The organism is Dolichospermum circinale AWQC131C (genome assembly GCF_000426905.1).
Classification (GTDB): Bacteria; Cyanobacteriota; Cyanobacteriia; order Cyanobacteriales; family Nostocaceae; genus Dolichospermum; species Dolichospermum circinale.
The window spans coordinates 17,776-44,306 of record NZ_KE384620.1 but is presented as its reverse complement, the minus strand read 5'-3'; the positions used below and the strand labels follow the sequence as shown (position 1 = coordinate 44,306).

General features: G+C 35.1%; 19 protein-coding genes. 10 read left to right on the top strand and 9 right to left on the bottom strand.

Features of this window, described 5'->3' with window-relative positions:
• Positions 1-880: 880 nt before the first annotated feature.
• Positions 881-1,762, bottom strand: coding sequence for an N-acetylmuramoyl-L-alanine amidase (locus tag ACIR131C_RS0113845; protein WP_035372081.1), 882 nt, complete (start codon positions 1,760-1,762; stop codon positions 881-883).
• A 154-nt stretch (positions 1,763-1,916) separates the two neighbouring features.
• On the opposite strand from ACIR131C_RS0113845, the gene metH reads away from it, so the two are divergent.
• The 4 genes from metH to trpE all read left to right on the top strand — a co-directional run bounded on the left by metH (position 1,917) and on the right by trpE (position 9,788).
• Positions 1,917-5,462: a methionine synthase gene (gene metH / locus ACIR131C_RS0113840; RefSeq protein ID WP_028090683.1), complete on the top strand. Its 3,546-nt coding sequence runs from the start codon at positions 1,917-1,919 to the stop codon at positions 5,460-5,462.
• Positions 5,463-5,675: 213 nt separating this feature from the next.
• Positions 5,676-7,652, top strand: coding sequence for a DICT sensory domain-containing protein (locus ACIR131C_RS0113835; RefSeq protein ID WP_028090682.1), 1,977 nt, complete (start codon positions 5,676-5,678; stop codon positions 7,650-7,652).
• A gap of 106 nt (positions 7,653-7,758) precedes the next feature.
• On the top strand, positions 7,759-8,178 hold the full coding sequence (locus ACIR131C_RS0113830; protein WP_137907939.1) for a photosystem I reaction center subunit II PsaD: 420 nt from the start codon (positions 7,759-7,761) through the stop codon (positions 8,176-8,178).
• 98 nt (positions 8,179-8,276) lie between these two features.
• Positions 8,277-9,788: an anthranilate synthase component I gene (trpE, locus tag ACIR131C_RS0113825; protein WP_028090680.1), complete on the top strand. Its 1,512-nt coding sequence runs from the start codon at positions 8,277-8,279 to the stop codon at positions 9,786-9,788.
• Between the two features lie 184 nt (positions 9,789-9,972).
• Here trpE and ACIR131C_RS0113820 read toward each other — a convergent pair whose 3' ends face one another.
• From ACIR131C_RS0113820 to purS, 4 genes are all read right to left on the bottom strand, one after another.
• A complete protein-coding gene (locus tag ACIR131C_RS0113820) occupies positions 9,973-13,596 on the bottom strand; it encodes a helicase-related protein (RefSeq protein WP_028090679.1) in 3,624 nt (1,207 codons plus the stop codon).
• 40 nt (positions 13,597-13,636) lie between these two features.
• Positions 13,637-16,696 carry a hypothetical protein gene (locus ACIR131C_RS0113815; RefSeq protein WP_028090678.1) on the bottom strand — a complete coding sequence of 1,020 codons (3,060 nt, stop codon included), beginning with the start codon at positions 16,694-16,696 and terminating at the stop codon, positions 13,637-13,639.
• Positions 16,697-16,816: 120 nt separating this feature from the next.
• Positions 16,817-17,488 carry a phosphoribosylformylglycinamidine synthase subunit PurQ gene (purQ, locus tag ACIR131C_RS0113810; RefSeq protein ID WP_028090677.1) on the bottom strand — a complete coding sequence of 224 codons (672 nt, stop codon included), beginning with the start codon at positions 17,486-17,488 and terminating at the stop codon, positions 16,817-16,819.
• Positions 17,489-17,532: 44 nt separating this feature from the next.
• On the bottom strand, positions 17,533-17,811 hold the full coding sequence (gene purS / locus ACIR131C_RS0113805) for a phosphoribosylformylglycinamidine synthase subunit PurS (RefSeq protein ID WP_028083786.1): 279 nt from the start codon (positions 17,809-17,811) through the stop codon (positions 17,533-17,535).
• A gap of 133 nt (positions 17,812-17,944) precedes the next feature.
• On the opposite strand from purS, the gene ACIR131C_RS0113800 reads away from it, so the two are divergent.
• Both ACIR131C_RS0113800 and ACIR131C_RS0113795 read left to right on the top strand, forming a co-directional pair.
• On the top strand, positions 17,945-18,340 hold the full coding sequence (locus ACIR131C_RS0113800) for a Fur family transcriptional regulator (protein ID WP_028090676.1): 396 nt from the start codon (positions 17,945-17,947) through the stop codon (positions 18,338-18,340).
• A gap of 330 nt (positions 18,341-18,670) precedes the next feature.
• Positions 18,671-18,892 (top strand): ferredoxin-thioredoxin reductase variable chain, encoded by a 222-nt coding sequence (locus tag ACIR131C_RS0113795; protein WP_028083784.1) that lies wholly within the window; start codon positions 18,671-18,673, stop codon positions 18,890-18,892.
• Between the two features lie 8 nt (positions 18,893-18,900).
• Here ACIR131C_RS0113795 and ACIR131C_RS0113790 read toward each other — a convergent pair whose 3' ends face one another.
• Both ACIR131C_RS0113790 and ACIR131C_RS0113785 read right to left on the bottom strand, forming a co-directional pair.
• Positions 18,901-19,122, bottom strand: a complete 222-nt coding sequence (locus tag ACIR131C_RS0113790; protein WP_028083783.1) for a hypothetical protein — start codon at positions 19,120-19,122, stop codon at positions 18,901-18,903.
• 24 nt (positions 19,123-19,146) lie between these two features.
• The gene (locus ACIR131C_RS0113785) at positions 19,147-19,938 is read right to left on the bottom strand and encodes a YdcF family protein (RefSeq protein WP_028090675.1); all 792 of its coding nucleotides are present in this window, start codon (positions 19,936-19,938) and stop codon (positions 19,147-19,149) included.
• A 100-nt stretch (positions 19,939-20,038) separates the two neighbouring features.
• Here ACIR131C_RS0113785 and ACIR131C_RS23940 point away from each other — a divergent pair, with 100 nt between their 5' ends.
• Positions 20,039-22,747 (top strand): AAA-like domain-containing protein, encoded by a 2,709-nt coding sequence (locus ACIR131C_RS23940; RefSeq protein WP_051347562.1) that lies wholly within the window; start codon positions 20,039-20,041, stop codon positions 22,745-22,747.
• A gap of 159 nt (positions 22,748-22,906) precedes the next feature.
• Here ACIR131C_RS23940 and ACIR131C_RS0113770 read toward each other — a convergent pair whose 3' ends face one another.
• Positions 22,907-23,200: a hypothetical protein gene (locus ACIR131C_RS0113770; protein WP_028090674.1), complete on the bottom strand. Its 294-nt coding sequence runs from the start codon at positions 23,198-23,200 to the stop codon at positions 22,907-22,909.
• Between the two features lie 154 nt (positions 23,201-23,354).
• On the opposite strand from ACIR131C_RS0113770, the gene ACIR131C_RS0113765 reads away from it, so the two are divergent.
• The 3 genes from ACIR131C_RS0113765 (at position 23,355) to ACIR131C_RS0113755 (ending at position 25,678) form a co-directional block, all read left to right on the top strand.
• Positions 23,355-23,558, top strand: a complete 204-nt coding sequence (locus ACIR131C_RS0113765) for a type II toxin-antitoxin system HicB family antitoxin (protein ID WP_028090673.1) — start codon at positions 23,355-23,357, stop codon at positions 23,556-23,558.
• Positions 23,555-23,743, top strand: coding sequence for a type II toxin-antitoxin system HicA family toxin (locus ACIR131C_RS0113760; protein WP_028090672.1), 189 nt, complete (start codon positions 23,555-23,557; stop codon positions 23,741-23,743). Before ACIR131C_RS0113765 ends, ACIR131C_RS0113760 begins: the two co-directional genes overlap by 4 nt.
• Before the next feature lie 123 nt (positions 23,744-23,866).
• Positions 23,867-25,678 carry an AAA-like domain-containing protein gene (locus tag ACIR131C_RS0113755; RefSeq protein WP_028090671.1) on the top strand — a complete coding sequence of 604 codons (1,812 nt, stop codon included), beginning with the start codon at positions 23,867-23,869 and terminating at the stop codon, positions 25,676-25,678.
• A 75-nt stretch (positions 25,679-25,753) separates the two neighbouring features.
• Here the strand turns inward: ACIR131C_RS0113755 and ACIR131C_RS0113750 are convergent, their stop codons facing one another.
• On the bottom strand, positions 25,754-26,263 hold the full coding sequence (locus ACIR131C_RS0113750; RefSeq protein WP_028090670.1) for a hypothetical protein: 510 nt from the start codon (positions 26,261-26,263) through the stop codon (positions 25,754-25,756).
• Positions 26,264-26,531: the final 268 nt, after the last annotated feature.

The window sequence follows — 26,531 nt, the reverse complement described above, 5'->3', positions numbered from 1 at the left end:
TATTTAGCGGGCAAGATGCCCGCACTACAAGAGTTTCATCATTCAACTTTGTACCTCATAAGATCAGAAACCGCTGTATACAAAATGTATTAATAAAGTTACTTTTAATTTGTGAATATTTGTGTTTTGACATAACACATTTTTTATGATATTTTACGCTGTGTAGTTATGTAAAATATCTTATTAGTAAGTAAGATTTGTATTAAGTTTATTAAAGTATGCCTACATTACAAAAATTTGATAATTAATGTTTGTATTTTATAAGATATGTAACTACTGTATTTTATTAAAAAATTTACTATAGTAAATACTAAAGATACGTAAATATCAAATAAGATGTGTTATGAGTATAAAATAATTTGTGAATCTGAAAAATTAAAAATTAGTTATGATATATTTTATTATTTAACTGCGTTACGCTGACGCTAACACACCCTACTTTTTAGCTATAAATTAAAATAGTTCTTCCTTATCGAAATCATAATAACATATATCTAATCACAAGTCAATAGTTTTATAATTTTATTTTTGGAATGTTTAGCGAGTGGAATGTATAATTGTTTGTATGTATTACTATTCACTCCTTCTGTTAACTATTGCAACATTTTAAAAATAAATGACAATAGAATAAGATTACTATTGAGTCTTGCTAGTTTTTGTAAAAATATTTTTGTATTAAGTCCTGAAAGATTTGTGAATGTTATCAAAATTTAAAGAGTAGATAACAATCTTTCTGGATTGCAATACAGAAGAATTGTTGTAGTTACAATTTAGTTAATTTTTGCAGCAATCTTTAACAACAATGAATAGATTGTTAATTTTTTGACTGCTGCTGATTATGGATGTGATGATAGTTAATTAGGATAAAAAAATCATGTTTTTATTCACTAACGTCATTGTTAGCATTATTAAAAGTTTTTAATTGACGAAAAGAATGTAATTTTTCAAAAAACTTATTACTATCAAAACTTAAAGGATCAACTTTTCTACCTGCCACATCTACAGCACGATGAGTAGTAATTCTATCATCTGGGACTTGACTTTGAGCAATTAACCAAGCCAAAGAATCATATTGAGCCTCAGTATAACCGCTATGTTGATTGATATTATTCTTTCCCCAAGCATCAGGAGGAGTTTCTAGAGAGACATGATAAGCAAAATTATTCACAGATGGTGGTAAACTAGGATTAGTCTGAACAGTTTCCACGCCATTAACACCTTTAAATACTGAATTACCAGCCCCAAAAGCGCGTTTTTCTGGAGGAACTAAATAAACAACCGTTCCCTGTAAAGTAATTAAAGCGTGATAACTAGCTTGAACACTTTGATCATCATGAGGAGTTTGAAAAAAATTAATGGCGCTAGAAGCCGAATTACTGGTTTCATGAAGGACTATAATAGCTTGATGATTGAGAGGTAGACCATGAATATCTGTGGTATAGCGATCGCCATAATTGCTAGGATCAACCTGAAACTGTTTAAAATCCGGTTTATATTTGCTAAATTCCTTAGTAGTTGTGTATACAAGATTAACTTGATGATTGTTGACTGAAGATGGTGTGAAATTTCTTTTCCTTTCCCTCATGGTTAATACTGACTGTAACTGCGGTGGTAGATATTGATTCCAGGATTTATCTGGCAAATTTCGTGAATTTGTCTGATTTTGCGGATTTCTTGCCCCACCAATGAATAGTGCCAAAATTAACGCAGCCAACATCAGAAAAATCAGTAAAACTCTAGTCGCCCAAGCTCCAAATTTCATATTTTTCAATACTGATAATATAGCTAATATTACTTCTGGTAGTTTTGCGCCCTTGCTTCTTTGCGCCTTTGCGCGAAACATAGCCATCAAAATCTGAGAAGATCATAAAATAAGTCTAAGATAACAAAACCAACATTATTTTTTTAACACAATTATGACCCATCCCTTTCTCAAACATCTACATAGTCCAGAACGTCCCGTAATCGTTTTTGACGGTGCTATGGGAACAAACCTACAAAGCCAGAACCTCACGGCTGAAGACTTTGGGGGGGCGCAATATGAAGGTTGTAACGAATACCTAGTTCATAGTAAACCGGAAGCCGTCGCCAAAGTTCACCGTGATTTTCTGGCAGCTGGCGCTGATGTCATTGAAACTGATACCTTTGGTTCTATGTCCATAGTCCTAGCAGAATACGACCTAGCAGACCAGGCTTATTATCTCACCAAAACTGCCGCCGAACTAGCCAAAAGCGTCGCTGCGGAATTTTCCACCCCAGAAAAACCTAGATTTGTCGCTGGTTCTATTGGACCGACAACCAAACTCCCCACCTTGGGGCATATTGATTTTGACACAATGAAAGCCTCCTTTGCGGAACAAGCAGAAGCCTTGTTCGATGGTGGTGTGGATTTATTCCTAGTAGAAACCTGCCAAGACGTGCTGCAAATTAAAGCTGCATTAAATGGAATTGAGGAAGTTTTTGCCAAAAAAGGGGAAAGAAGACCATTAATGGTGTCTGTCACCATGGAAAGCATGGGAACAATGCTGGTAGGTACAGAAATCAACGCCGTTCTCACGATTTTAGAACCTTACCCCATTGATATTCTGGGTTTAAATTGCGCCACCGGTCCCGACTTGATGAAACCACATATCAAGTATTTATCAGAACATTCCCCATTCGTAGTTTCCTGTATTCCCAACGCAGGTTTACCGGAAAACGTCGGTGGTCAAGCACATTACCGATTAACACCCGTTGAATTACGGATGTCGTTGATGCACTTTATCGAAGACTTAGGTGTCCAAGTGATTGGGGGTTGCTGTGGGACACGGCCAGCACACATTCAACAATTGGCGGAAATTGCCAAGGAGTTAAAACCGAAAGTTAGACAGCCGAGTTTAGAACCAGCAGCCGCATCAATTTATACCACTCAGTCCTACAACCAAGATAATTCTTTCTTGATTATTGGTGAACGTCTTAACGCCAGTGGTTCTAAAAAATGCCGTGATTTACTTAACGCCGAAGACTGGGATGGTTTAGTCTCAATGGCGCGGAGTCAAGTCAAAGAAGGCGCACATATCCTAGATGTTAACGTTGACTATGTGGGACGGGACGGCGTGCGTGATATGCACGAATTGGTTTCTCGTATTGTGAATAATGTTACACTACCTTTGATGCTTGATTCCACCGAATGGGAAAAAATGGAAGCGGGGTTAAAAGTCGCTGGTGGTAAGTGTTTACTCAATTCTACTAATTACGAAGACGGTGAACCACGATTTTTAAAAGTGCTAGAATTAGCAAAAAAATACGGTGCAGGTGTAATTATTGGCACAATTGATGAAGATGGCATGGCCCGGACTGCGGACAAAAAATTTCAAATTGCCCAACGTGCTTACCGTCAAGCTGTAGAATATGGTATTCCGCCCACAGAAATATTTTTTGATACTTTAGCCCTACCTATTTCCACTGGGATTGAAGAAGATCGGGAAAATGGTAAGGCGACAATAGAATCAATTCGTCGGATTCGCCAAGATTTGCCCGGAAGTCATGTCGTCTTGGGTGTTTCTAATATTTCCTTTGGCTTAAATCCAGCAGCGCGGATGGTACTAAATTCCATGTTTTTGCATGAAGCCATGAATGCGGGCATGGATGCAGCAATTGTCAGCGCGAGTAAAATTTTACCACTTACTAAAATCGAACCTCAACATCAAGAAGTTTGTCGTCAGTTAATTTACGATGAACGCAGATTTGATGGTAATGTCTGCGTTTATGATCCTTTAGGAGAATTAACAACAATTTTTGCAGGAGTCAAAACTAAACGTAATACGGGAATTGATGAAAATTTACCAATTGAAGAACGTTTGAAACGGCACATTATTGACGGTGAACGTATTGGTTTAGAAACCCAATTGACAAAAGCTTTAGAACAATATCCTCCCCTAGAAATCATCAATACTTTCTTATTAGACGGGATGAAAGTTGTGGGTGAATTGTTCGGTTCTGGACAAATGCAATTACCTTTTGTGTTACAATCAGCGGAGACTATGAAAGCTGCGGTTGCCTATCTAGAACCGTTCATGGAAAAATCGGAATCCGGTAATAATGCTAAGGGAACTTTTGTGATTGCTACTGTCAAAGGTGATGTGCATGATATTGGTAAAAACCTGGTAGATATCATTTTATCTAACAATGGTTATAAAGTGATTAATCTGGGCATTAAACAATCTGTAGAAAACATCATTCAAGCTTACGAACAGTATCAACCTGATTGTATTGCCATGAGTGGATTATTAGTAAAATCCACCGCTTTTATGAAGGAGAATTTACAGACTTTTAATGAAAAGGGTATTACTGTACCAGTGATTTTAGGTGGCGCTGCTTTAACTCCTAAGTTTGTTTATCAAGATTGCCAAAATACTTACCAAGGTAAGGTAATTTACGGTAAGGATGCCTTTTCTGATTTGCATTTTATGGATAAACTCATGCCAGCCAAAATAGCTGGTAATTGGGATGATCTCCAAGGGTTTTTGGATGAAGTTAACGAGGAAAATGGCCATGAATCTGTTGGGGAAAAGGGCGGGCAAGATGCCCACCCCACAGTAAATGATGTTGATATTAAAAAAGAGGCTGATACGCGGCGTTCTGATTTTGTGGCTGTAGATATTGAACGTCCAAAACCACCTTTTTGGGGAACGCAGTTTTTACAACCTGATGATATTTCTTTGGAGGAATTATTTTGGTATTTGGATTTGCAAGCTTTGGTGGCGGGACAATGGCAATTCCGTAAACCCAAGGAACAATCTAAGGAAGAATATCAAGGGTTTTTAGCTGATAAAGTTTACCCGGTTTTAGAGGAGTGGAAAGGGCGAATTATTGAGGAAAATTTATTGCACCCTCATGTGATTTATGGGTATTTTCCTTGTCAGTCTGTGGGGAATAGTTTATTGATTTATGAAACGAACCACGGAGGCACAGAGGACACGGAGGTAAGGGTTAGTTTTGAGTTTCCCCGTCAGAAGTCTTTGAATCGCTTGTGTATTGCAGATTTCTTTGCACCCAAGGAGTCGGGAATAATTGATGTTTTCCCTATGCAAGCGGTGACTGTGGGGGAAGTGTCCACGGAATTTGCTCAAAAGCTGTTTGCTAATAATCAATACACTGATTATTTGTATTTTCATGGTATTGCTGTGCAGGTGGCGGAGGCTTTGGCTGAATGGACTCACGCGAGAATCCGCCGGGAGTTGGGTTTTGGTGATTCTGAACCGGATAATATTCGGGATATTCTGGCGCAGCGTTATCAGGGTTCTCGGTATAGTTTCGGCTATCCGGCTTGTCCAAATATTCAAGACCAGTTTCAGCAGTTACGGTTGTTGGAGGTGGAAAGAATGAAGATGTACATGGATGAAAGTGAACAACTTTATCCTGAACAGTCTACAACGGCGATTATTGCTTATCACCCAGCAGCGAAGTATTTTACGGCTTAGTCTCACTTAATCACCCCCTCTGAAATAGAGGGGGGATTCAATACAGACTATGTTATATTTCATAAGGTGTCTGCCAGTTGGGAAATCAAACAGCTAACTGCTTGCGCGATCGCCTGTTTTGAGGATTTTAGCATTTTTGGTATTAATTAACCAATGACCACTGACCAGTAACGTGAATCTTGTCTAGATTGGGCGTTTAAATTCAATATATTCATGAGCATTTCGACTTCCGTATTGAGTGATTTACTCAAGTCACTTCCCTATCTGCGACCCCAGTTATATTTTAAGGCTTCACTAACGGCGCTCTCCCATGCCATAGAAGATCAGGTTTTGGCGGCTAATTTAGACCAACCCTTGATCATTGCTAGTTTCCAGAAAGAGCGATTCTATCGTCAAGAAGCCCATCGTTATCAACGACTTGGGGAAAAAAGTAAGCAAGTATATGTATTATCTGCACCAGAGACCGAGTTTGCTCAAGCTGCTGATGACTATGAAAAGATAGCTTTTGAGCCTGATGATGGGTTAACTCAAGAATGGCATTTAGTAGTGGTTGCTGATAACTATTCTAGCTGTTTGATCTGCCGTGAAAGTCTTGGTTCTCAGTCCAAAAATCAACATATCCCAGAGATGATTCCTAGTTTGGATATGGATACAGCGCGAAGATTTGAGGGAATTTGGACATCGGAAAAAGGAACGTGCCTCAAGGCCGCCCAATTGTTATTAAATAGAATTAAGGTGTATCGGCCGGATTTAGCGCGGAAGGTTGATCGAGTCAAGCAGCGGTTTAGAATTGGTGAATCATTCAACAAGTCAGGAGTTAATTCCAGCCATGAATATGCTTGTGATATTGATACAGATCCCTTTGTGCAAAGGTTGGTAACATATCTTCAAGCTAGTCAGTATAAACTACATAAAGCTTACCGTTCAATTGCGGCTCAAGCTCGGAAAGAAAGGTTAGTAAATTCCATTAGTACAGCAATTAGGCGATCGCTTGATCCACGGGAAATTCTGGAAGTTGCGGCTCAAGAGTTGGGTCAACAGTTACAAACCTGTCGGTGTCTAATTTATCGCGCCCAATCTACAGATGGTAAAGCCATAATTGAGCATGAATTTTTAAATTCTGATGTCACATCTGTACTAGGTCAAAGTTGGGAGTTACAACATAATCCTCTATTTCAGCAGGTAGTAGAGCGGGGGGAGGGAGTATATGTAGTTGATACACAAACAGATAGTCAATTTAAGAAATCAGCGACTTTATCGAAAATTGTCCGGCAGTTTGGGGTGCGTTCTTGGTTAATAGAACCTGTATTATATCAAGGAAGACTTCTGGGAATTGTGGAGTTACATCATTGTCATTTTCCCGCCCATGAATGGCAACCAGGGGAGGTAGATTTAGTACAAGCCATAGCGACTCAAATCGGTGCAGCGCTGATTCAAGCCGAATCTTTTGCAAATTTAGAAGAACTTAACCAACAATTAGAAGCTTTAGACCGAACCCGGAGGAATTTAATTGCTATTACAGGCCATGAACTTCGCACCCCGCTATCTACCATCCAAGTTTGCTTAGAAAGCTTGGCGGTAGAACCAGATATGCCACGGGAATTGCAACAGGTGATGTTGAATACCGCGCTTTCTGATTCGGAAAGAATGCGGAAACTGGTACAAGACTTTTTAACCCTTTCTAACCTAGAAAGTGGCCGGGTAGAATGGCATCCTGAATCATTAACCATCCAAGAATGTGTAGATTTAGCGCTGAGTCGTTTACGGACGCGCTCTAGCCAAGAAAAGCTACCGCAAATTAAAATCCAAATTCCCCAAAATTTGCCTTTAGTCAGGGCTGACGGTGATTGGTTGGTGGAAGTATTAGCCAAACTTATAGATAATGCTTGTAAATTTACTCCGGCTTCAGGAAAGATTACTATTAATGCCATTAGCACCCTTCAGGAGACCCTAGAAGTCATCATATCGGACACAGGCAGGGGAATTGAACCTAACTGCCTAGAAATCGTCTTTGACCGCTTTTACCAGGAGGAAGGGGCATTACGCCGGACGACAGGTGGAACTGGATTGGGTTTAGCAATTTGTCGGCAAATTGTCAATGGCTGGGGCGGAAAAATTTGGGCCCAGTCCGCAGGTAAAGACCAAGGTAGTCAGTTGCATTTTACAATTCCTATTGTGCTGGGTAGTTAGGAGCAGTTAATAACTAAAGTGACTAAAAACTGTTACAGTCTATAACGGAATCGCAACATAAGTCGAGTTCCGATGTTAGTATGCCCTAAAAACCTACAAGAGATAGATTATGGCAACTCTGACTGGCAAAACCCCAATCTTTGGTGGCAGCACTGGTGGTCTACTCACCAAAGCGGAAGTAGAAGAAAAGTACGCTATCACCTGGACTAGCCCCAAGGAGCAAGTGTTTGAAATGCCCACTGGTGGCGCGGCTAAGATGGTAAAAGGCGAAAACCTGCTATACATTGCTCGCAAAGAGTATGGTATTGCTTTAGGCGCGCAACTTCGCAAGTTCAAAATCACCGATTACAAGGTTTACCGCATTTTACCAAGTGGCGAAACCACTATGATTCACCCTGCTGATGGTGTCTTCCCTGAAAAGGTAAATGCTGGACGTTCTATGGTTCGTCACGTACCCCGCAGAATCGGTCAAAACCCCAATCCCGCACAAATCAAGTTCAGCGGTAAAGCTACTCACGATGTTTAATCCTTAGTGGGTAATGGGTAATGGGGAGAAAATTTTGCCCCCTTACCCATGACAAAAAACTTGTTTACGAATTTTTAATTGTTAATTGCCAATTATTTATGATATTCCCCGATTTCGAGCAGTTTGTGAAGCTGACTAGCCAAGGTAATTTTGTTCCCTTGTATCAAGAATGGATCGCCGACTTAGATACGCCTGTATCTGCTTGGTATAAAGTTTGTGCAGATCAACCTTATAGCTTTTTGCTGGAATCGGTGGAAGGTGGGGAAAAGTTAGGACGTTATAGTTTATTAGGTTGTGATCCTTTGTGGATTTTGGAAGCCAGGGGTGATCAAACTACGCAAATACATCGAGATGGTTCTCAACAAGTTTTTACAGGTGATCCCTTTGCAGTTTTATCTGAATGTTTAGCACCTTATCATCCAGTAAAATTACCAGAGCTACCTTCAGGAATTGGCGGTTTATTTGGGTTTTGGGGCTATGAATTAATAAATTGGATTGAGCCGCGTGTACCAATTCATGCTCAAGATCAGCGTAATATCCCTGATGGATTATGGATGCAGGTAGACCAGTTATTGATTTTTGACCAGGTAAAACGGAAAATTTGGGCGATCGCCTACGCGGATTTACGTAATTCAGATGATTTAAAGGTAGCATATCAAGAGGCGAGCGATCGCATTCAGGAAATGGTCAGAAAGCTATCTTTACCTCTATCACCAGAAAAGACCAAATTATCTTGGACAGCACCTAGAAACGGGGCTAAAGGGGGAATAGACGAATATACGAGTAACTTTACCCGCCCAGAATTTTGCGCTAGTGTGGAAAAAGCGAAAGCATACATTAAAGCTGGGGATATTTTTCAAGTAGTCATTTCTCAACGTTTATCCACAGAATATACAGGTGATCCCTTTGCTTTGTATCGTTCTTTACGTCAAATCAATCCTTCACCTTACATGGCCTATTTTAACTTCCAGAACTGGCAAATTATCGGTTCTAGTCCCGAAATCATGGTGAAAGCTGAACGCAATGATCAAGGGGAAATTATCGCTACAGTGCGTCCCATTGCGGGAACTCGACCTAGAGGAAATAACAGCCAGGAAGATGCGGCTTTTGCGGAAGATTTACTTCAAGACCCCAAGGAAATCGCCGAACACGTGATGTTAATAGATTTAGGACGCAATGATTTAGGGCGGGTATGCAGTAGCGGTAGTGTGAAAGTTGATGAATTAATGATCATTGAACGCTACTCTCATGTGATGCACATTGTCAGTAATGTAATGGGTAAATTAGCACCTGGTAAAACGGCTTGGGATTTACTTAAAGCGTGTTTTCCTGCGGGAACTGTCAGCGGTGCGCCCAAAATCCGCGCTATGGAAATTATTAATCAGTTAGAACCGAGTCGCAGAGGTGTGTATTCCGGTGTATATGGATATTATGATTTTGAAGGACAATTGAATACTGCGATCGCTATTAGAACTATGGTATTACATAATCAAACTGTAACTGTCCAAGCGGGTGCAGGTTTGGTAGCTGACTCGGAACCGGAAAGGGAATATGAGGAAACTCTGAATAAAGCGAGGGGGATGTTGGAAGCCATTCGTTGTTTACGATGAGTTTATTCATTTTCTTCTCTCACAGAGACGCAGAGAGTAGTTCATAATTCGTCTTGTCCAGCTTCGTTTTGCTTATACAACGAGGATAGTTCTTCCTCTTCGGTATCTAGCTTACCAGGTTTTTCGATGCTTGTCAATACTTCTTACTCTTAAACCGTGAAACTATTTTCTTGACTTATTGAGGTTAGAGGGAAAGAATTAAATTGAGTATATTTAATTCATGGGAATTTAAGAGGTACTTTTCTGTAAAAACTTTATTTCTGATTTCTTCTAAGCTATAACTTCTAAACACAACAAATGGAAATTCTCGATAATTATGACCTATTGGTAAAATATTTCCCACAGGATATAATGAACGAATATAAATAGATAAAATATCTTTAAAACGTTTATCTTCTGGTTCTTCTATGTTACTTTCAAAATAATCCTTCATCACTTCTCCACTGATAAAAGCAAATAAAGGTAAAGCATAATATTGGTCATTTTGTTGAGTTTTTTGGACAAAATTTTGAGTTTTTGGAGGTGCATTTTTGAGTTTTTCTATTAATTCTATAGCATTTCTAACCGCATAAGTGAGACTTTCTGGATAGTTTTTATTTCTACTAATACTTTGCAAATTTTTCCATAATTCAGTATTAGCATATTTTTCAATATCTAATAACCGCATTTGATAAGACTCTTCAATTTTTTTAGTCGGTACTATTAACATACCTCCACTAATATAACCTAATTCCAAAGGTTTAAAATCCAGTAATTTATCAAAAGTTTTCGCAAATTCTAAAAAGTTGTTGTTAAAATTTTCTCTAATAGTTAAATAACTTGCTTCTGTATTTTTTTCTATTACGAAATCTCCATCTTTCATTAATGATTCTAAACCGGTAAATGCTTGTTTTAATGATGAATGACTTTTATTTCTATTAAATTCTTTTTTGAGTTGAGAAATTAAATTTTCTATTTGACTAGAAAAACTCTCCCCCGCAGCAAAAACCGATTTTCCCCCAATGGGAATAAGAATATATGGTTTCCTACCAATAATACCATAGCCTTGGATTCTCGTCATAATAGATGCTTTAAGAATGAGTAAAATATTTAATAAACTTAAAGCACTTTCTTGTACAGAAATTTGAGGTTCATCTTGGTAATAAGTAGCACGTTCAGCTAAATAGAAATTAAGATATTTGTCTTGATTATCTATGATATCATTTCCTCGACCTCGATAAATGACTTGAATTATTTCCATGAGGTTTTTTTCAATTTCAAATTTAGGAATTTCTACTAAAATATGTGTTGCTTTGGGAAAGGATAAACCACGACTTGCTGAAGCAGTCATAAATACAACTTTGACGGTTTCTTGATATTGTTTAATTTCCTGTTTTTCCTGTTCAGAAATGTTTGCGTGTATTTCTAAATAATGGGTATTTTTTACAAAGTTTCCCGGTTGTAATTTTTTCTGAATTTCATCAATTATTTCTGCTAATTTGGGTTTATTTTGGATGTAAACTATAATTTGTGATATTTCCGGGTTTTGGAATAAAGTTTGAATGTCGTTAATAATTTTTTCTTGGACTATTTTTTCTAGCTGCGATAGAGATTTATCTTTAAGTTTGGTATTATTGATAAATTTACGAGATTCAATAATAATTTGATAGTTGATGGTTAAACTTTTCGCAGGATAGGTATTAGTATTAATGATGATAGATGGTAAGTTGTTAAATGTGAAATGTTCCACAGATAAAGGTTGAATATTTGACTCTGTTTTGCGAAAAAAGATTTTATTTGGTTCGGGGATACTGTCTTGTAAATGTTGACAAATGACATTTTTATCAACGATAGAAGCATCAGCAACGATAATTTTTGTATTGAAACCATTTTCAGGTTTTGTAAGTTGATAATTTTTGACTATTTTGTGAATACCTGATAAAAATTCTACTCCTCCTTCATCCCCAGTAATTTCATCTATCATAATAAATAGATGTTTGATGCGACGAGAAATTTTCTGCATTTTTTCAGGAAAAACGGTATTTTCTCTAGTATTATATGCGTCACGAAATATTTTTTCTAAGTGTTGTAAAGTATCTCCATAGTCGGTTTTTTTCAATGACTGAGTGGAACTAGTCGCAATAATTTGATTATGTGCTTCACTTTTAATGAGATGATATAAACCTTCACACACACTATTTAAAACTCCTTTGGTTTTTTGGCCAATATCCTGAAAAGTATCATCACTAATATGTTCTAGTCTGTTTTTTCTTCTTGACGTTCTTTCAATATTTTCTATGCTGAGAAAATCAACTGGTCCTAAAGTAAAATCATTTTCATAGATGTTAGATGTATATGCTACAGAATATTTACCAAAGTTATCTTGAATCAAATTACTATCACTATTGATAGCGAAAATTCTATCATCAACTAATTTTCCAGTGTGTTTATCTTTGAATTTTTCAATAATATCTAAATTGACTTGTTTTCGAGGACTAACATAGAATAATAAAAAACCTTCATCTTGATGTTGTTTGAGAAAATCTACTATGGCAGTGGTTTTTCCAATTCCTGGGTTTCCTGTGAGGAAGATATAGGTATTTTCTGAGAGTAAATATCGTTTAATTAGTTGGTTATGTGCTTGTCTAAAGTTGGAATTTTCGGGTAAATTTAAACTAGTAATTAGTTCTGGAGGTACGGGAGAAACAGAGTTATAAAAATCTGTGATGGTTTCTCTATGTGGTGGTAAAATGTTAATTTTATCTGGGGTAATTTCTAAAAGTGATTGAACTAGTTTTTTACCTTCATGGAAACTATAGAAAGCATTGCGTTTAATTTTATCTAAAACTCGACGACGTACTGATTTTAATTCTTTTCCTTTTTCTTCCTGGGTATAAATTTGATAACAAGTTTGGAAAATGTGCAGATTTTGTGCTGGAATAGAAATAGTGTTAAATGAGCGATCGCTATATCCTATAGCATTACATACTAATTTGGATATATCTGGAATTATCGTATTTTCTTGAAGAAATTGACAAAAACTATAAATATAACCAGCAGCTTGAATTAATTTCGCACTTTCTTTATCATGATATTTAAAAGCAGTAAAATATTCCTGTAACGCTGGAGAAAAATCAAGATTTAAAGGTTCTGTATCAATGCGTAAACTAGAAAATACACTTTTAGAACGAATATAATTAACATCTTTTAATAAGATACTTCTAATAATTTCCACATAGTCAATATTTTCCATATCTTCATCTGTGTGAATAGCAAATACTGATAAGTCAAGACATAAAATACGATATTGACGTTTATATTTTAAGACAATTAAACTATCAGCATTGAGAAATTCTCCTTTTTTTTGATATTTATTAATATCTGAAGCAGTAATTTCTACATTTTCTCCTAAATTTTGCAACTGAGACAGAACATTTTTAAACCATTGTTGACTATTAATTTCATAAGTACCAATACTATTATCACCATTAAAGCAACATTGATAATATAAAATTTCCACATTTTTTAATTTACTCTTTTCATACCATCCTAAAGACTTCAGATATTCTCGAAAGAAGTTTAAACCACACAAAAAACCTTTTTGTAAGAAAAATTGACACCATTTTTCTGCTAATTCTCGATTTAATTTACTGACAACTTTATCAATAATGCGTTTTTTCATTTGAGAAAACTTGAGATTTTCCAATTCTTGACGATATAAATTACCAAACCCATTTTTGATATTATTTTGTTGAATATAAGATAAAATACCAATATTAAATCCTACTTCAAATAATCTTCCTAAATTATCTCCTATTTTTGCTGTCATGATTTTACCTTTGGTTAATAATTGTGTACATTACGCTTTTTTATTCATTTGGTTTATTTAATATTTTCTTAACGTGAGTTAAAAAAGCAAGAGAATTAAAATTTCCCTTATTGCGACTGTGGGGAAATAAAGCAGCTTGACTTACTGATTCATCCCCAATTAAATTTTGATAAGGATCTAATTTTAATTGAATAGTACCTGATTTTTCATAGCGAGAAAAATGAAATAAAGTTAAACATTGCAAAATTTCATTTTTTAATTGATTATTATTATCGTCATCATAGATTAATCCCTTTCTGATATCTTCATCATCTAAAATACCATCATACATATTTAATAATGTCGCATAAGACATCACTCCATGATAATTTACATCATTCGCAACTTGTAAACCATTAAACAAATTAAAAAATATCACAGATTGTTTGTTTTTGTCCTCAGCTACACTGGTAAGTTCTAAAGTATCTTGAATATATAATGATGTGGATGTGATCTGAGTTTTCATTTTCACAACATAGTATTTTTCAAAAAACATGGGATAAATTTTAATATCAGGTTTGTCTTTCATGAATGCGGTAATTACATTTTTGGACATGAAAAATAGTTCTTCATCTTTCACACTTTGGGTAATATGTAATGTGCTACTATAGGGAACTTTCGCTATATAAATAAAGTGTCTGTACCCTTTTTGATAAAGTTTACTGACATTATCAACTATTACGGTAGGATATTCAAACATCTTTTCATGATCATCAAAATTTTCTGAAAAAGTTTTAAAAAGTTGAAATTTCACACTTTTATCTTGCATTTGTAAGGTAATAATTTCTCCCATTAAATTAGATTTTTTCTCTTTCATTCCCCATTTACTATCACTTTCTCGACTGGAAACTACGATAATTGCTAGTTTATCAATCTCTTTAAATTCAAAATTATCTGTTGGTACAAATTGGAATTTTTTAGGAACAACTGAATATAATGAATTGAGAACATTAGGAATTTTAAACTTAGCTTTATTATCAGTAATTACTATTCCCTGTTCATTACTACGGTATCCATCGTTAAATAAATGTGATAAGACCTTAGTTAAGTCAACAATGAATTTTTCAATAATCACATCATTATCCGTCTTTTGTTTAAGATGTATTCTTAACAAAGGAATAAATATTTTACTTTGTTTTTCTAAAATCACATGAAGACAAATATACGCTAATAAACTGTAGGTAATTTTGTAAATTATTTCTTGATGAGATTCTAATTTGGGAGTTTCTAAACGATGGGGAAAAATGAGTAATTTACGATGTACTAAGTTTTTGTTATAAAAATCTTGACATTTTTTATCTTCCCTCCCTAAAAATATCGCTGGTAAAATTTTAATACCTGGAGGAATATAATATTCCATATTAAAGGTTTCCTTATCTTCTGTTTCCAGAAAATGAAGTTCACTAATATTGATATTCCCAGTAAGTGTAAAAAATAGGTTTGTTTGCGTGGTTGCATTTCCTACATTGATATATTTTAAACAATCTTTAAAGTTTTTCCTCAATGCTTCTTTAAATATGGTTTCTCTTTCAACTATAGTATCAATGTCAGTTTCTAAAATACTGTTTTTGACAGAAATATGTACAGGATATTCTCTACCTATAAATGATGTTTCTCTTTTGATTAAATTTATTAAAACTTTCTTGAGAACATTAATTTTATTCTGAGTTTTATACTCATTAAAACCTTTACACAAATTTCTCAATAATTTCTTTTTTGCTTCCTCATCATTACCTTGTAAAGTTGATAAAATCATGTTTACTTTTAATAAAGGATCATATTCTAACTCTTTTCGAGGATCATAATCTACTGCGGTAGGATCTTGACGAGATGCAAATATGAAATAATATAAAAATGCGATTTTCAGGACTTTATACGCAAAACCACTTCTTTCTGAGTCATTTCCAATTGCTTGTTGATGTTCTTTACTATCTGGATCTAAAATATCGAGATTATAGTCAAAAACTTTTTTACCACCATAAGCCTGTACTTTACCATCAAATTTTAATTTTAACCCAAAGGTAAATTCTATTTTCTCTTTACTAGGATCTTCTGTTTCTCCTAAAAAACCTTCAATCTTGGGAATAATTGGTAATATATCATACGCTTCACTGCGAGAAAACATACTTTGATAATTAACTAATGTTCCTGCATAATTAACTTCATATTCTCCATCTGCTTTATTACTATCGTTAATATAGTCTTCTAATAAGTACAGTCTTCTAATTAAATCCTGTAAATATATCTTACCTTTAAAGTTGTCATCACTAGCATTTTCATCAATATTTTCTAAGAGAAATTCTAAATATTTAATTTTAGTTAATTTTTTTAATTTCCCTAATGTTTCTTGGTTGACTAGATTTTGTACACTGTAAATATCTGAGTTGGAATTTTTAGCTAAGTTGTCAATAATATCTTGTAATTCTTCTCTATCTTGTGAATTTATATCAGCAAAGTTGACATCAATATAATTATTAATTCCTGTTAATAATGTTGCAAAAAAATCACGAGGTTTATCTACAGAAATTTTGACTTTATGTGCTTTTAATAGTTGTTTATTTGGACTATTTTTGTTTCTTTTGACTGTTAATCTTTGTTTTTGGAGATTTTTCGCAGGAAGAAATGGATAGGTAAAATCTAAAAGGGTTTCTTTGGTTTTTTCATCTTTATTATATTGTCCTTTAAATGTCTGTAAATCTGTTAGTAATTGTTGAATAAATTGAAATCTATTTATTAATTGATTTGCTGGATTTTTCTGAATTGCTGTGGTTAAATGTTGCTGAATATAACCAGTAATTTCTTTAATTCTCTCAATAAATAAATCTTGGGAATTGGCGCTAAAATTCAGAGTAGCACTACGTACTGATCTTTCGTTTCCTAATGGATTAGCTGGGTTTAATTTAATTACTTCATTAACTACTTGATTAATATTAATTAGTACCCGTCTGTTATCAGTAGATATTTGAAATATCTGTTGATTTTCAATAACTTTTAATATCTTGTCCAATAAATCAGTATAATCAACATTAGCTAGGTCTGAATTTGTGATGATTCTATTCATTTATGCCCCCTGGTTTCGTCCTCAACATTACACTTATTAAATTATAAACCTTTAAGTCTTGTCAAGTCAATACATAATACCAAGAAAAATCCCCGACTTCGGTGAGAGGTCGGGTATCTGTTACACCAAAGCTGCTACCTTCCCCAACAAACCCTGAAATAAGCGTAAACCGTCGCTATTACCTAAGACTTGATCTGCTGCTCTTTCTGGATGTGGCATCATTCCTAATACATTACCTTGAAGATTGCAAATCCCCGCAATATTGTTAAGTGAACCGTTGGGATTTTCTTGATAACGAAATAAAACTTGTCCATTGGTTTCAATTTCTGCTAAAGTGGTTTCGTCACTGTAAAATCGCCCCTCTCCGTGGGCAATGGGTAAAGTTATCACTTCTCCTTGCGTATAACCATGAGTCCAAGGTAAATTATTACGCTCTACCTTCAGGGGAGAGCGATCGCAAATAAAGTGCAAGTCTTGATTTCTCGTCAATGCCCCAGGTAACAAACCAGACTCAGTTAATATTTGAAAACCATTACAAATACCGATGACAAACTTACCTTGTTGTGCATGATCAATCACTTGCTGCATAACTGGAGAGAAGCGAGCAATCGCACCACAACGTAAATAATCCCCGTAACTAAAGCCACCAGGAACAATTACCACATCTATATCAGTAATGTCTGTTTCTTGGTGCCAGATCATACGAGTTGGTTGTCCTAACAAGTCTCTAGTAACATAGGCAACATCACGATCGCAATTAGAACCTGGAAAAACTAAAATACCGAATTTCATAATTAGTCAGTGATCAGTAGTGAATTAATTACCAAATTACAATTTCAAAATGCTCCCGTTTGTGATTCCACTTCAATCAAATCAAAGCGATAATTTTCGATCACGGGATTTGATAGCATTTCGTAACAAATTTGATTTAAGTCTCGACGCGCTTTCATTTCATCTGGTGCGACAATAATTAACTCAATGTATTTACCAATTCTCACCTGTTCCACATTATCATATCCCATTTGTGTGAGGCCAGATTGTACAGCCACACCAGCGGGATCTAATACTGAATTTCTCAAGGTAACAAAAATTTTAGCTAAATATTTTCTTTGCATGAGGCCTTTGCTAAAAGCTGGGATCACTATACTATAACTTTTATGTTGCAACTGAGTGAAAATATAATTAGGATTTAGCAATCTAGGGGTAATTGATCAATTACCCCTACCATAGATACAAATTGAACAACCCATGAGAAACATTCGCACCCGTAGTCAAGAAAGGATTTTAAACCTGTTAAAAAATATTAAACACAGCATTTCTGCCCAGGATATTTACGTAGAATTACGTAATTTTAATCAAAGTCTGGGTTTAGCAACGGTTTACCGTTCCCTAGAAGCACTGAAACTAGAAGGCTTAGTACAGGTAAGAACTTTAGCAAATGGTGAAGCCCTTTATAGCTTAGTACAACGGGATAAACATCACCTAACTTGCTTACAATGCGGTATTTCCATACCCATTGATCAATGTCCTGTCCACGAACTAGAAAGACAATTACAAACCAGTCATGAATTTAAAGTTTTTTATCACACCTTAGAGTTTTTTGGACTGTGTAAGCAATGTAAGAGTAAAGCTGGATTTTCATAACTAAAATTACTTAATTAAGCCGAACCAGTTGTAACTGCGTCTGGAATTTTCGATTTCCGTGGTCGTGGTCGCCAAGTCCCCTGAGTAAAGTTTTGTATGATCAAGCACTGCAAATATCTCCAGCTAAGAACTGACAGAAACCTGACTCAAATATAAAACTGGGGTAATTTTGTTCAAAATGAGAATAATAGCTCGATGTGTTGTAAAATTGGGTTAGGCCTAAATCATGCTGGATTTGTCTTAGTCATCTATAGCTGAAAAGTAAATTCAGCAAGATAGCTATGGAGATGATTGTGGAAAAACAAAAGTTAAATACAAATAAATGATATTATGAAAGTAGGCGATCGCGTGCGTGTTAAAGAATCAGTAGTGGTTTATCACCATCCCGAACATAAAGGTCAGGCTGTTGATATCCAAGGTACAGAAGGGGAAGTAGCCGCCATTGTCACCCAATGGAACGGGAGGCCTGTCAGTGCTAACTTCCCAATTTTGGTGCAGTTTAGCAAAAAATTCAAAGCTCATTTACGCGATTTTGAACTAGAAATTATCTAAGTCACCAATTAGCGGCGACAAAACCAGGCCATAATATTTAGTTCGCCGCGCATCTTAGCTAAGTCTTGACGGTTTTGGGCTGCGGTTGTATAGTACCATTCACAATGCTTTTTAAAGTCAGAACGGGTATTAACTTCATGATAAAATTCCCGCACTGTTTGATGAACAGCAAATACTTCCTCAAATTCGGGTTGAGGTGAGGGAGCAATGTGTGGTAATTCTTTACTCATAAGGTCATGGGGGATAGGTGATTGTTAAATCCAGCCGCGTAGCCAATAAATAAAAATACCCAGATACTCTTTTAAAGCAACTGTAAATTGATGCAAATTGTCAGTATCGGGTAGTAATTTGAGAATAGCAGATTTGGGTGTGCTAGTAAGTTCTTGTAAATCATCTTGACTGACAATAAAGTCCGTGGGTGTGGGAATGACATCAATACCTTGACGCTGAAAAATTTTCAAAGCCCGTGGAGTGTGCATTGCAGAAGTTATTAATAATACTTTCTTAATTTGACGTTCTGCCAATATTTTACGGACATTAACCGCATTCTGATATGTATTCAGAGAATCTGGCTCTTGGATAATTACCGCAGAGGGGACACCAATAGATGTAAGAATAGTTGCCATATCTGCTGATTCTGGAGAACCACTACCACGCCAGTTAATACGACCCGCGCTGAGGATAATTATAGGGGCTTTTTTCTGAAAATAGAGTTGAGCAGCATAAATAATGCGATCGCCAGCTTCACTTAAATCTACCATTGGACGCGGCCAACTTGCTGATTTAGTTCCTCCACCCAAGACCACTATAGCTTCAGCCTGGGGAACTTGAGAAGAAGGGATATTTTGCCATTCTAGACTGCGTATCATGTACTTTGCCACCCAAGCATTACCACAAAGCAGTAAGATAGCTAAAGATAGAGAAATGGCTATAGTCGCAATGCGGGGACGTTTCCGCAAAGTCACCAAAGCTATGATTAAACTCACACTAGCCAATCCCAAAGGGTAAAAAAATAGTGGTAATAATTTAGACAGATATAAAAACATATTTATTTTCTTTGTTTCATCCTAGCGTCAACTTAGTGACACTAATAGTATACTGCTTGAGGATTTAGTATTATATTTGTTATCCAGATAGGATCAAACCATGACAGGGCAAAAATATCAATATCAATTTGGTGGTAGTCTTCCTCCCAATGCACCCACCTATGTTACACGCAAAGCAGATAAGGATTTATATCAAGCTGTCAAAGCCGGAGAATTTTGTTTTGTATTGAACTCTCGACAAATGGGAAAATCAAGTTTGCGAGTTCGCACCATGCAAAGATTACAACTTGAAGAAATTGCTTGTGTGGCTATTGATTTAACTACCATTGGCACATCAGGGCTAAATTCTGAACAATGGTATAATGGCATTATTAATTATATTTCTGAAAGTTTAAAATTAGAGAATAAATTTGATTTAGATGCTTTGTGGGAAGAAAATAAACGACTTTCTAACATGCAGGTTTTTGGTAAATTTATTGATCGAGTTTTAAAATTAGTTCCTACACAAATAGTAATTTTTATTGATGAAATTGATAGTATCCTCAGTTTGAATTTTCACGTTGATGATTTCTTTGCCTTAATTCGTGCCTTTTTTAACCTCAGAGTTGATAATCCTGAATATAACCGCATTACCTTTGTATTATTGGGAGTTGCTACACCATCAGAATTAATTCAAGATAAAAAACGGACTCCTTTTAATATTGGTAAAGGTATTGAATTAACAGGATTTACTTTTAAAGAATCTCAACCCTTATTACAGGGATTAAGTGTTAAGACAAATCAACCTGAAGAGTTATTAGAATTAATTTTAAACTGGACTGGTGGACAACCTTTTTTAACTCAGGAAATTTGCGATTTAGTTTTAAATTCTCCTCAATTATCGGAAAATAAAGCAGAATGGTTAGAAAATATAATTAGAACTAAGATTATTAAACAAACGCAGGATAATCATCACCATTTTGGCACTATTAAACAGCGGATTTTAAGTGATGAACAAATAGCAGGTGAATTATTAGATATTTATCAAAGAATTTATCAACAAGGACAGTTAGTTATTCAAAATACTTTAGAGGAAAGAAAGTTACAACTGTCGGGTTTGGTGGTGAAAAGAAATAATCACTTACAGATTTATAATCCTATTTATCGAGAAGTTTTTAATCAACAATGGATTGATAATCAATTAGCTGATTTACGTCCGTATTCTGAGTCTTTCAATGATTGGGTAAAATCAGATTATTCGCATAAGCACCTGTTAAAAGGTAAGGTATTAAAAGAAGCTACAGTTTGGGCAAAAGATAAAAGATTAAGCTCTTTAGATAAACAGTATTTAGATGATTCTCAAAAATTAGAATATAAAAGAAATATTAAGAATATATTTGTGGTTTTCACAAGTGTTGCCACAGGGGTGATAGTTGGACTTATAGGTGCATTTAGTTGGTATCAGTATAAATATGCTTTTTGTTCTATTGGAGAAAGAATAGAAGGGAGTGATAAATGTGTTAGAAATATTAAAACTAGTGGTGAACAATCTAAAATATTTATTGATGATATAAATTTTCATCTGGATAAGGGAAGCGAATATTTTAAAAAAGGAGATTATCAAAATGCAGAGAAATTTTTTTATTTAGCTAAAGAGGCTAATCCTAATGACCCAATTCCCCAAATATATTTGAATAATACTAAAGCCAGGTTAGCAAGTCAAGCAGGGAAAGGAAAAGCTTTAAAACTGGCAGTTGTAGCTGGAATTGATTTTTACAAATTTACGGCCGAAGAAATTTTTAGAGGTGTAGCTGATGCTCAAGATGAATTTAATAAAAGTGGAGGAAAAAATGGCAGATTGCTAGAGATAGTTATTGCAAATGATGGTAATGAACCACAAATATCAAAAAAATTAGCAGAAAAGTTAGTTAGTGAGTCAGATATTTTAGGAATTATTGGACATCATGCAAGTGAGAGTAGTGAGGTAGCAATACCCATTTACAGACGAAAAGGATTAGCAATAGTATCTCCTTCAAGTTCTAGCCACAAATTGAAAGACGATGTATTTTTTCGAGTTATTCAAACTACAACAGAAGCAGCCAAACTTTATGCAAAGTATATCAAAAATACTTTACATTCAGATAGTATAGCAATTTTTTACGATCAGAAAAGTGTTTATGGTCAAAGTTTGCAAGAAGATTTTATAAAAGCTTTTGATGATTTAGGAGGAAAAGTTGATATTAATAATACTTCTGTTTTTGATCGGGAACAAACAAGTCCAACAGATATTGATGCAGAAATTAATAATATCATCTCAAACCAAATAAAAACAGTTTTTTTAATATCTGGTGTAAAAACAATTTCAGGATTAAGAGCTTTTGCAAGAGCGAGTCAGGAAAAAACAAAAAAACTGAACATAGAAAACCTGAACATAATATTCCCTATGTCTGTTTTTGAACAGCTAACTTTAGATATAGGAGGTGATGCTGTTGAGGGTGCAAGTTTGTCCACACCTTGTGTAAACAAAACATCTTTATATATGAAAGGTGCAATAAAAAGATGGCAACAAAAAAATATTTATTGGCGTACCATGACTGGATATGATGCAACCCAAGCATTCATTGGAGCTATTAATAAATCATCGAATGAACCGACAAGATCAGAAATTCTCAAGAATTTGAAAACTCTGACACTCCCTGTTGAAAAAACCTCTGGCTATGGATTAAATTGGTCAAAGGAAAATGGCTATTTGTATCAATCTAATATTAATAGTTCATATTGTATGTATAAGATTGAAAATGGTCAATTTAAAGAAGTTTTGGTTAAGTAGTCTACCGGAAACTTATCCAAGTTATTTCACATTAGCGAAAATCATTGATTTTGTTGGGTTTCACTGCGTTCAACCCAACCTACTGATCTGAAAGTTGAGCGAGATAAATCCAAATATCTTCTAAATCTTTCTCTGCTAGTTTTGAAATCCGAAAGCGATTCATTCAGATATTTCTCCTTGTAGACGTTCCCGACCTCGTGCTTTAATTGAATTTATGAGAGTAGATAAGTTATTTTCATCGTATTCTGTGTATTCACCATTTTGAAGTTGTTGAATACCTGCGGCTATATCCTGTTTTAAGGATTCAATATTTTGTGTTTTCTGGTGTTCAGTTAGTCGAGATTGTTGAATTTTTTCAACTAAGATTTGGTATTCTTCTTGAGAAAGTGAAAGGATAATTTGAGTGAGAGAGTCAAGAAGTCGTGTATTGATTGTAGTAATGGGTTGGTTCATAAGGCAATAATAACCTGATTATCTCCATACTATACTATAAAACCTATAGCAGTAGAATGTCAGAAATATACCCCTTAATTTTCGCAATCGCAGATAAATAATATGTAATACTAAATTAGTGGAACACTATTGTTAAGTTGATGGACGAGAAAATATGTACACAGCAGTAATTAAATATTCTGGTGATTGGTGGTTAGGTTGGATTGAAGAAATTCCTGGTATAAATTGTCAAGAAGCAACAAGAGAAGAATTATTAGAAAGTTTACGAATTACACTTTTAGAAGCATTAGAATTTAACCGTCAAGATGCACTAGAAGCTGCGGGTAATGATTATGTTGAGGAAGCTATCACAATATGAAACGTGGTGATTTATTACGCCATTTACAAGAGCATGGGTGTGAGTTTATACGTGAGGGTTCTCGACACTCTTGGTGGTGGAATCCTGAAAAAAATAGGAGGTCAGCTATTCCTCGACATCAAGAAATTGATGATATTCTAGCGAAAAAGATTTGTAAAGATTTAGGCGTACCTTTTACTAGGTAAAATTTGCCTATCAACTATTTGAATCTACCTTAGTAATGATGGTAAATACAATGTTGGGTTTTGTTTTTTGTATACCAAAAGTAAGATATAATTTATGACTGATAAACTAATTTTCCCTCTAATATGGTTTTCAACTTTCTTGGTAAATTTTTAGGTAAAACCCCACAACCCAAACCCACAGAAATCACAGGTTTAATCAAAATCTCAGGATGTGAAAATCCTAAACGCTGTGGTGATATAATTTTTGTTCACGGTTTAGGTGGCCACGCAAGGTCAACCTGGCACCCTCAAGAATTAGCAAATGATGATAACTTTTGGTTAACATGGCTGGCACAAGAAAGACCAGATTTAGGGATTTGGTCTTTTGGTTATAATGCTGCACCCTTTGAATGGAAAGGTGCAACAATGCCACTTTTTGATCGTGCTAGTAATTTATTAGAATATTTGGCAGTTAATGATATTGGCAAATATCCAATTATATTTATCACTCATAGTATGGGTGGTTTATTAGTCAAAGAAATGCTGCGAAATGCTCAAACTTTTAACAAAACAGCAGTTATTAAACAAACTAAAGGTATTGTATTTTTATCCACTCCTCACACAGGTTCTCATTTAGCTAATTTCGTAAAAAACATTGGGATTTTTACGCGCAATACTATTAGTGTTGATGAATTACAATCCCATCTTCCCCAATTGCGTCAACTCAATGAATGGTATCGGCAAAATGTTGATTTAATGGCAATTACCACAAAAGTTTATTTTGAAACTAAAGCAATTTTAGGAATTTTAGTTGTAGATCCAGATAGTGCTAACCCAGGTATTAAAGATGTTCAACCTACCGCAACAGATGATGATCATATTTCTATTACCAAGCCAAAATCACCAGATAATTTAGTTTATAAAGGTGTGAGTCGGTTTATTAAAGAACAGTTATTAACTATTTCTGAAAAACCAGCAAATACTTCGTCTTATCTTTATATCCAACGTCCAGAAATTGAAAATAAATGTTATCAAAATATCCAGCAACCAGGAGCATTAATTCGCATTAAATCTCCCCATAAAATGGGTAAAACACAGTTAATTAGTCGCATTTTTACTCATGCTAAAGAAAAAGAATATCGCACCGTTTCTATTAATTTATGGAGTCCAGAAATATTAACTGACCTCGATACTTTTTTACGGAGTTTTTGTACAACTCTTAGTTTAGAATTAGGACTCGAAGAACAAATAGACCAATATTGGCATAAACGTTTAAGTAGTCAAATAAACTGCACTAATTACTTAAAAAAAAATCTGTTGCAAGTTATTGATAGTCCTTTAGTATTAGGATTAGATAATATTGATGAAATTTTCCCTTATCCTGAAATTACGCAACAATTTTCTGCTTTATTAAGAGCTTGGCACGAAAACGCCAAAACAGAAGAAATTTGGCAAAAACTACGTTTAGTAATTGCCCATTCTCAAGATGTTTATGTTTCTGTAAATGTTAATCAATCTCCTTTTAATGTTGGTTTATCCGTTGAAATAGGAGAATTTAACAACACACAAATAAAAGAATTAGTCCAACGATATGGTTTAAATTGGTCAGAGACAGAAATCAACGAATTAAAATCAATGATTAATGGCCACCCTTATTTATTAACAACCGCCCTGGAAAAAATTACCCAAGATAATTTAACTTTATCCCAATTTCTCAAAATAGCTCCCACTAATCAAAGTCCATACAGCGGTTTTTTAAAATCCTATCTTTTAGAATTAGAAAAAGATGTCCTCTTAAAAAGAGCAATGCAACAAGTAATTAACAGTAATATTCCTATTCCAATAGATTCTAAACAAGCCTTTAAATTACGCAGTTTAGGTTTAATTGAATTTAAAGGAAATGAAGTACAATGTCTTTGTAATTTATATCGGCTTTATTTTTCCAGTCGTCTTTAAACGACCTTTGCTATGAGACTCTGAACTCATTCAGAGCCGGTGATTGGGACTGGTGTAAGATATAGTCACCACTCATTACTTTTCCCAAAATCGAAAATTGAAAGTTGTAGAAGCACGACGGAAACGCCGAGTAGGTTTTCTTATGCGTCTTTTCGCACCCCTATCACTAGACTGTTCGGTATCTTCTTGTAAGACATCTTCTGGTAACTGAGTTTGTAAAGCTTCCTGACTGCGCCACCAAGCAATTATCCAGCCACCACCAACACCAGCAATACCGCCGAACAAAATACTCATGGGTGCTGAATAACCTAAGAAAAGACAACCCAGCATAAAAACTAACCAATATTTCAAACCAGCATCAATACCATCATTAGAGGCTACAGTAGTAGCCTGGGGGTTATTCTCATTTGCAAAAGTAATCCACCCCAAGGTGACACCACCCAGGATACCTATAAATAGACACAGAGGTACTGAAGCACCAGCCATTCTGGAGACAATGAATAAAAACAACCCGAATAGTAATTGAGACAGGAAGTTAGGTGAAGATGAGAAAATATCGCCGAGAAAATTATTTTTTGGTGCCATAAAATTAAGATTTAGGAGTCAGGAGAAAGAATAATTATATCTCGTTATCTCGTTTATCTCGTTCCCAGTCTCTGACTGGGAATGCTATCACGGAGGCTCTGCCTCTATGATTGTATTATGAAAAAGCAGAGCCTTTATAATTCATTGATAATTCATTCCCATACAGAGTATAGGAAAGAAGAATCTCATACCCATAGGGAGTATGGGTACAAAGAATGGGATAAGTCGGTTTTGCTTGTGTAGACGCGGTTAAAAACCGCCCTTTTAA